Origin of the sequence: Streptomyces sp. URMC 127 (genome assembly GCF_051386535.1) — a bacterium.
Classification (GTDB): Bacteria; Actinomycetota; Actinomycetes; order Streptomycetales; family Streptomycetaceae; genus Streptomyces.
The window spans coordinates 1-6,476 of record NZ_JBPQTW010000306.1; the positions used below are offsets into that span (position 1 = coordinate 1).

5 protein-coding genes are annotated in these 6,476 nt (G+C 72.3%); 2 read left to right on the top strand and 3 right to left on the bottom strand.

From position 1 onward, the window contains the following. The first annotated feature begins 122 nt into the window (after positions 1-122). On the top strand, positions 123-1,712 hold the full coding sequence (locus ACSNOH_RS32615; RefSeq protein WP_436725066.1) for a Na+/H+ antiporter: 1,590 nt from the start codon (positions 123-125) through the stop codon (positions 1,710-1,712). A 235-nt stretch (positions 1,713-1,947) separates the two neighbouring features. Here ACSNOH_RS32615 and ACSNOH_RS32620 read toward each other — a convergent pair whose 3' ends face one another. Beyond that, positions 1,948-3,051 carry a mechanosensitive ion channel family protein gene (locus ACSNOH_RS32620; protein ID WP_436725067.1) on the bottom strand — a complete coding sequence of 368 codons (1,104 nt, stop codon included), beginning with the start codon at positions 3,049-3,051 and terminating at the stop codon, positions 1,948-1,950. Between the two features lie 108 nt (positions 3,052-3,159). Between ACSNOH_RS32620 and ACSNOH_RS32625 the strand changes: the two genes are divergently transcribed. Then, entirely contained in the window at positions 3,160-3,747 is a 588-nt protein-coding gene (locus ACSNOH_RS32625; RefSeq protein ID WP_436725068.1) for a dienelactone hydrolase family protein, read from the top strand. A 9-nt stretch (positions 3,748-3,756) separates the two neighbouring features. On the opposite strand, the gene ACSNOH_RS32630 is transcribed toward ACSNOH_RS32625, so the two are convergent. Together ACSNOH_RS32630 and ACSNOH_RS32635 are read right to left on the bottom strand one after the other, a co-directional pair. After that, positions 3,757-5,412, bottom strand: a complete 1,656-nt coding sequence (locus ACSNOH_RS32630) for an alkaline phosphatase D family protein (RefSeq protein WP_436725069.1) — start codon at positions 5,410-5,412, stop codon at positions 3,757-3,759. A 91-nt stretch (positions 5,413-5,503) separates the two neighbouring features. After that, entirely contained in the window at positions 5,504-6,328 is an 825-nt protein-coding gene (locus tag ACSNOH_RS32635) for a thioredoxin domain-containing protein (protein WP_436725070.1), read from the bottom strand. Positions 6,329-6,476: the final 148 nt, after the last annotated feature.

A 6,476-nucleotide genomic window follows, 5' to 3' on the forward strand; every position in this document is an offset into this window, starting at 1 on the left:
TCCCGCGTCCGCTGCTACGCGCTCTCGGCGCGCACCTTGTCCAGGGCCCGTGAGGCGGGCGGGAAGCGAGTGAGGCAGGCTGGAGGCCTGCTCGACCGCCCCGACCCGCCCGGAGGGCCTCCGTGGACCAGCTCGCGCTGCTGTTCGTGCTGCTGTTCGGCGCGCTGGTCACGGTTCCGCTGGGGGACCGGCTGGGACTGCCGTCGCCGGTGCTGATGACGCTCGGCGGGATCGCCCTCGCGCTGCTGCCGTTCGTGCCCAACGTGGACATCCCGCCGGAGTTCATCCTCCCGCTGGTGCTGCCGCCCCTGCTCTACGCCTCCGCCCAGCGCACCTCCTGGCGGCAGTTCGCCGCCAACCGCCGGCCGATCTTCCTCCTGGCGGTCGCGCTCGTGTTCGTCACGACCGCGGCCGTCGCCGCCGTCGCCGAGGCGGTCGTGCCCGGCGTCTCGCTGGCCGCCGCCGTGGCGCTGGGCGCGCTCGTCGCCCCGCCCGACCCGGTCGCCGCCACCGCCGTCGCGGGCTCCCTGGGGCTGCCCCGCCGCCTGGTCTCCATCCTGGAGGGCGAGGGCCTCTTCAACGACGTCACCGCCATCGTCCTCTACCACGTGGCCATCGGCGCCGCCGTCAGCGGCCACTTCTCCCCCTCCCGGGCCGTCGCCGAACTGGTGCTCTCCGCCGTCGTGGCCCTCGCGGTCGGGCTCGCGCTCGGGTGGGCCGCGAAGAAGCTGATGGACGTCCTCGGCGACGCGACCCTCCAGATCGGGCTGACGCTGCTGGTCCCCTTCGTCGCCTACGTCCTCGCCGAGGAGCTCAAGGGCTCCGGCGTGCTCGCGGTGCTGACCACCGCGCTCTTCCTCGCCGAGTACGCGACCGATGCCGACGACGTCCTGGGGCGGCTCGCCGGGCACACCTTCTGGGAGATCATCGACACCCTCGTCACCGGCGTCGCCTTCGGCCTGGTCGGCCTGGAGCTCCACAACGCCATCGCCACCGCGACCGGCCGCTGGGGCGAGATGCTGGGCATCGGCGGCATGATCGTCGGGGCCGTGGTGGGCGTACGGCTGCTGTGGCTGCTGCCCGCCGCCTGGCTCGCCAAGAAGCTCCACAAGATCCGGGACGTCGACGAGGACATCCCGGTCAGCTGGCGCGAGACCGTCGTGATGTGGTGGTCCGGGATGCGCGGCGTGGCCTCCGTGGCGCTCGCCCTCGCCATTCCCCTCAAAACGGACGACGGCTCCCCCTTCCCCGCCCGCGACGAGATCCTCTTCATCGCCTTCGCCGTCATCATCTGCACCCTCGTCGTCCAGGGCATGACCCTCCCGCTGCTGGTCAAACGGCTCGGCGTGCGAGCCGACTCCGACGCGAGCCGGGAGCTGGAGCGGGCACTGGCCATCCGCGCCACGAAGGCCGCGAAGCACCGCCTGTGGGAGATCGTGGACGAGGAGGACCTCCCCGAGGACATGATGGAGATGCTCGGCCGGCGCGCCTACGACATGGCCGCCCGGATCAGCCCCGACATGATCGACGAGGAGCGGCGCGAGGCGCAGGCGCAGCGGGTGCAGAGGATCCGGGCGATGCACCGCATCGAGAACGAGATGCTGTCCGCCGCGCGGCGGGAGGTCCTCGCGGCCCGCTCGGAACCGGGCATCGACCCGGAGGCGGTGGACCGGGTGCTGCGCCACTTGGACGTCCGCAGCCTTCGTGGCTGACGCCGGGTCGGCTGTACGTACGGGTTGCTGCGGCTCCGGCACCGCCGGGCTGCGCCGCGGTGGCTGATCGCCGCTGCGGCGGGAATGACTTGCCTGCCGGCAAGAGAGCCGGTGCCGGGCAGCGGTCCCTTGCCGCAGGCAAGAAAAATCCGCCGCAGCGGCGATCAGCCACGACGGTGCAGCCCGGCGGTGCCGGACCCGCCGCACCCCGTACGTACGAGCACCCCGGCGGAGCCTACGTCGTGCCGGGGCCCGGGCCGATGTCCTCCGCCGTGGGCGGTGCCTGGTGCCGGTCCGGGGCCTGTTCCAGGCCCGGCGCCGGCGCCGTGTTGATGCGCGGGAGCGCGTACGGATGCTCCCGCCGCAGCCACTCGATCAACCGCTCCCGCACCACGCACCGCAGCGTCCAGATGTCGTCCGCGTCCTTCGCCGTCACCAGCGCCCGCACCTGGATCGTCGACGGTGTCGTGTCGGTGACGACCAGGCTCCAGGAGCGCCCGTCCCACTCGGGCAGGCCGCCCAGGATCTCGTAGAGCCGGTCCCGCATCAGGTCTATCGGCGCGGAGTGGTCGAGGTGCAGGAAGACCGTGCCGGTCATCCGCGGGTTGCTGCGGGACCAGTTCTCGAACGGCCGGCTGGTGAAGTACGAGACCGGCATCGTGATGCGCCGCTCGTCCCAGGTGGTGACGACCAGGTAGGTGAGCGTGATCTCCTCCACGCGCCCCCACTCGCCGTCGACGACGACGGTGTCCCCGATCCGCACGATGTCGCCGAAGGCGATCTGCAGCCCGGCGAAGAGGTTCGCGAGGGTCGACTGCGCCGCCACACCGGCGACGATGCCGATGAGCCCGGCCGAGGCCAGCACGGACACCCCGGCCGTCCGCATCGCCGGGAACGTCAGCAGCATCGCCGCCACCGCCACCACGCACACGGCCGCCGTGACGACCCGCTGGATCAGCGTCACCTGCGTCCGTACGCGCCGCACCCGGGCCGCGTCCGCCGCACGGGCGGCGTAGCGCGCGTAGGAGGCCTCCACTATGGCGACGGCGACCCGCACCAGCAGCCACGCGCAGGCGCCGATCAGCACGAGCGTCAGCACCTGCCCGACGGCGTCCTCGTGCTTCTCCAGGACGCCGGCCGAGCGGAAGCTGCCGCGCAGCAGCGCCGTGCACAGCACGACCTGCAGCGGCAGGCGGCAGCGGCGGAGCAGGTTCCACAGCGGGGTCTCGGGGTGCCGGGCGTCGACCCTGCGCAGCACGTGGTCGGCGAGCCACCCCACGACCAGGGTGACGATCAACGCTCCGCCGACGACGGACAGGGGACGCAGTACGCCCTCCATGGACACCTCAGCTCCTTCCGGCTGGCCGCTGCTCACCGGGTGGCGCCTCCCCCCGACCGTAGCTGGCACGATGGGGGCACGCGATCCACCTGTTAGGAAGTGACTCCAGTGGCGTCCTCTACCACGATTGTCCTTTTTCATTCGGCCTACGGTCCGAGGCCGGCCGTGCACGCCGCCGCCGAGCGCCTGCGCGCCGCCGGGCACGAGGTGCACGTGCCGGACCTCTACGAGGGCCGGACGGCGGAGACGGTCGAGGACGGCATGGCCATCAAGGACGAGATCGGCCACGAGGAGCTGCTGCGCCGCGCGATCACGGCGGTCGCCCCCCTGTCGGACCGCGGGCTGGTCTACGCCGGCTTCTCGCTCGGCGCGGCGATCGCGCAGAACCTGGCGCTGGGCGACGAGAAGGCGCGCGGCCTGCTGCTCCTGCACGGCACGTCGGACCTGGCCGAGGGCGCGTCCGTGGACGAGCTGCCCGTCCAGCTGCACGTCGCCGACCCGGACCCGTTCGAGCCGCACGACTGGCTGAACGCCTGGTACCTGCGCATGGGCCGGGCCGGGGCGGACGTGGAGGTCCACAGGTACCCCGGGGCGGGGCACCTGTTCACGGACCCGGACCTCGCGGACTACGACGCCGAGGCCGCGGAGGCGGCGTGGCGCGTGGCCCTGTCCTTCCTGGAGGAGATCGGCGGCTAGCGCCCGGCGTCACCGCACCGGCGCGTCCGCGCGCTCCACGTGCTGCGTGCCCGAGCGCGTCCGGTACGAGCGGGTCCACTCCGCCGTCGCCTTCGGGTCCCGCTTGTCGGAGAGGACGTAGTAGTCCATCTGCGCCTGCGCCGGTGTGATGTCGAGGACGCCGTAGCCGTGGGAGTCCATGTCCACCCACTTCGCGTGCCGGTTGGCGGCCTTGATGGCGGCGACCGCGGCGAGCGAGACGGTGTGCGGGGCCACGCCCAGGAGGTCGTCCAGGTTGTCGGAGCTCACCGACGTGACGACGAACTCGGTGGCGAGGGACGGCGAGAGCGGGTACGTGGCGGCCTTCTTCGGCACGTCGTTGGCCCAGGCCATGTGGATGTCGCCGGTGAGGAAGACGGTGTTGCGGATCCCGCGCTCGTCGAGGTGGCCGAGCAGCTCGCGCCGGTCGTCGGTGTAGCCGTCCCACTGGTCGGTGTTGGCGGCGATGCCGCCGGCGGGCAGGCCCAGCAGCTTGGCGAGCGGCTCCAGCAGGTGGGCGGGGAGGGCGCCGAAGGCGAAGGGGGAGATCATCACCGGGTTGCCGACGAGGCGCCAGGTGGTGCCGGAGGAGGCGAGCCCGGCCTTGAGCCAGTCGAGCTGGGCGCGCCCGGTGATCGTGCGGTCCGGGTCGTCGGCCTTGCCGTTGCCCGGCTTGACCTGCTGCGATCTGAAGGATCTCAGGTCGAGCAGGTGCAGGTCGGCGAGGTTGCCGAAGGCCAGTCTGCGGTAGGTGGTGCCCGCGGTGGAGGGCCGCACCGGCATCCACTCGAAGTAGGCCTGCTTGGCCGCGGCGACCCGCGCGCTCCACTCGCCCTCGGCGCCCGGCGTGTGGTTCTCGGCGCCGCCCGTCCACGCGTCGTTGGCGAACTCGTGGTCGTCCCAGATGGCGATCACCGGGTGGGCGTGGTGCAGCGCCTGCAGGTCCGGGTCGGTCTTGTAACGGCCGTGGCGGGTGCGGTAGTCGGCGAGGGTGACGATCTCGTGCGCCGGTGCGTGCGGGCGGACGACCTGGGCCGCGGGCGGGTAGACGCCGCTGCCGTACTCGTAGATGTAGTCGCCGAGGTGCAGGACGGCGTCGAGGTCGCGGCGGTCCGCGACGTGGCGGTAGGCCGCGAAGTGACCGGACTCCCAGTTGGCGCAGGAGACGACGCCGAAGCGGATGCCGGGGACGGCCGCTCCGGCCGCCGGTGCCGTGCGGGTGCGGGCGGCCGGCGAGTGCACGCCGCCGGCCGTGAAGCGGTACCAGTACGCGGTCGCCGGGCGCAGGCCGCGGACGTCGGCCTTGACGGTGTGGTCGGCGGCGGCCGTCGCGGTGACCGTGCCCTTGGCGACGACCTTCCCGAACGCCTCGTCCTCGGCGACCTCCCAGCCGACGTCGACGGCCGCTCCGCGCCCCGAGCCGGGGACCGCGTCGGGCGAGGGCGTCACGCGCGTCCACAGCAGGACGCCGTCGGGGAGCGGGTCGCCCGAGGCGACGCCGTGCAGGAACGCGGGCGGTTCCGCGGCGAACGCCGGGGCGGCCCCGGCGAGGGGGAGGAGTGCGACGGTTGCGGCGCCGGCGACGGCCGTGACGGCGGTGCGGCGGGATATGTGTGCTGAGGACGGTGCAGCGGAGTCAGAAGTCACGGGCCATCACCTTACTTCCCAGTAAGCGGTGAGGGGCGGGCGAACGCAGGCCGTTCGTCCGCCCCTCACCGGGGCTTCACCGTTTCTTCGGCTACTTCTTGGGGCCGAACTCCTTGTCGACCGCGGCCGTGAAGTGCTCCTTGGCGATCGGCGGGTTCTTGCCGTCGGGGCCGGTCAGCTTCTTGTCGCCGTGGAGCAGCGCCGGGGTGCCGGGGACCTTGTTCTTCTGGAACAACTTGCCCATCTCGACGGCCCACTTGTCGTAGGTGCCGTCGTTGACGGCCTTCTCGAAGTCCTTGTTGCCCTTCAGGGCCGGGACCTGCTGGGCGATCTCGATCAGCCGCTTGTCGTCGGCGAAGGCGTCGTCCTGCTCGGCGGGATGGTTCTTCGGCGAGTAGAGCGCTTCCTTGTAGGCGACGAAGGCGTCCGGGCTGACGTTCAGCGCGGCGCCGAGGGCGCTGACGGCGTTCTTCGAGCCGGTGCCCCGGGCCATGTCGTCGATGAAGTTCACCATGACGAACCGGACCTTGTACCGGCCGTCCTTGACGTCCTGGCGCAGCTGGGGGCCGGACTCGTTCTCGAAGGTGGCGCAGACCGGGCAGCGCGGGTCCTCGTAGACCGTGAGGGTCTCCTTGGCCTTCGCGTCGCCGATGACGATCTCGTCGCCGTTCTCGCCGGTGGTGTTGGCGGGCTTGACGAGGGCCTTGTCGCCCGCCCAGCCGCTGCCGCTGCTCTTGTCGTCGTTCATGTTGCTCACCGCGTAGCCGACGCCGCCGGCTATCGCGAGGACGGCGACGATGGCGCCGGCGACGAAGAGCTGACGCCGCGTCTTGTCCCGCTTGGCCTGGCGCTCGCGCTCGGCGCGCAGCCGTTCGCGCGCGGCCTGCTTGTTCTGCTGGTTGTTGCGGTTGCTCATGACGTCTTCTCCGGTTGGTGTACGAGTGGGGTGGACCGCTTGCTCAGGCAGGTGCGTGAGCGAGGGGCGGTCCGCGCCGTACGACGGAGTGGACGAGGAGCGGGAGACCGCGCGCGCGGAGGGTGCGGCGGGCGGGGCGGCGGCGCGG

Coding starts and splice junctions, on each gene's coding strand:
- ACSNOH_RS32635 (WP_436725070.1), bottom strand. CDS start 6,328: ATGAGCAACCGCAACAACCAGCAGAACAAGCAGGCCGCGCGCGAACGG.
- ACSNOH_RS32620 (WP_436725067.1), bottom strand. CDS start 3,051: ATGGAGGGCGTACTGCGTCCCCTGTCCGTCGTCGGCGGAGCGTTGATC.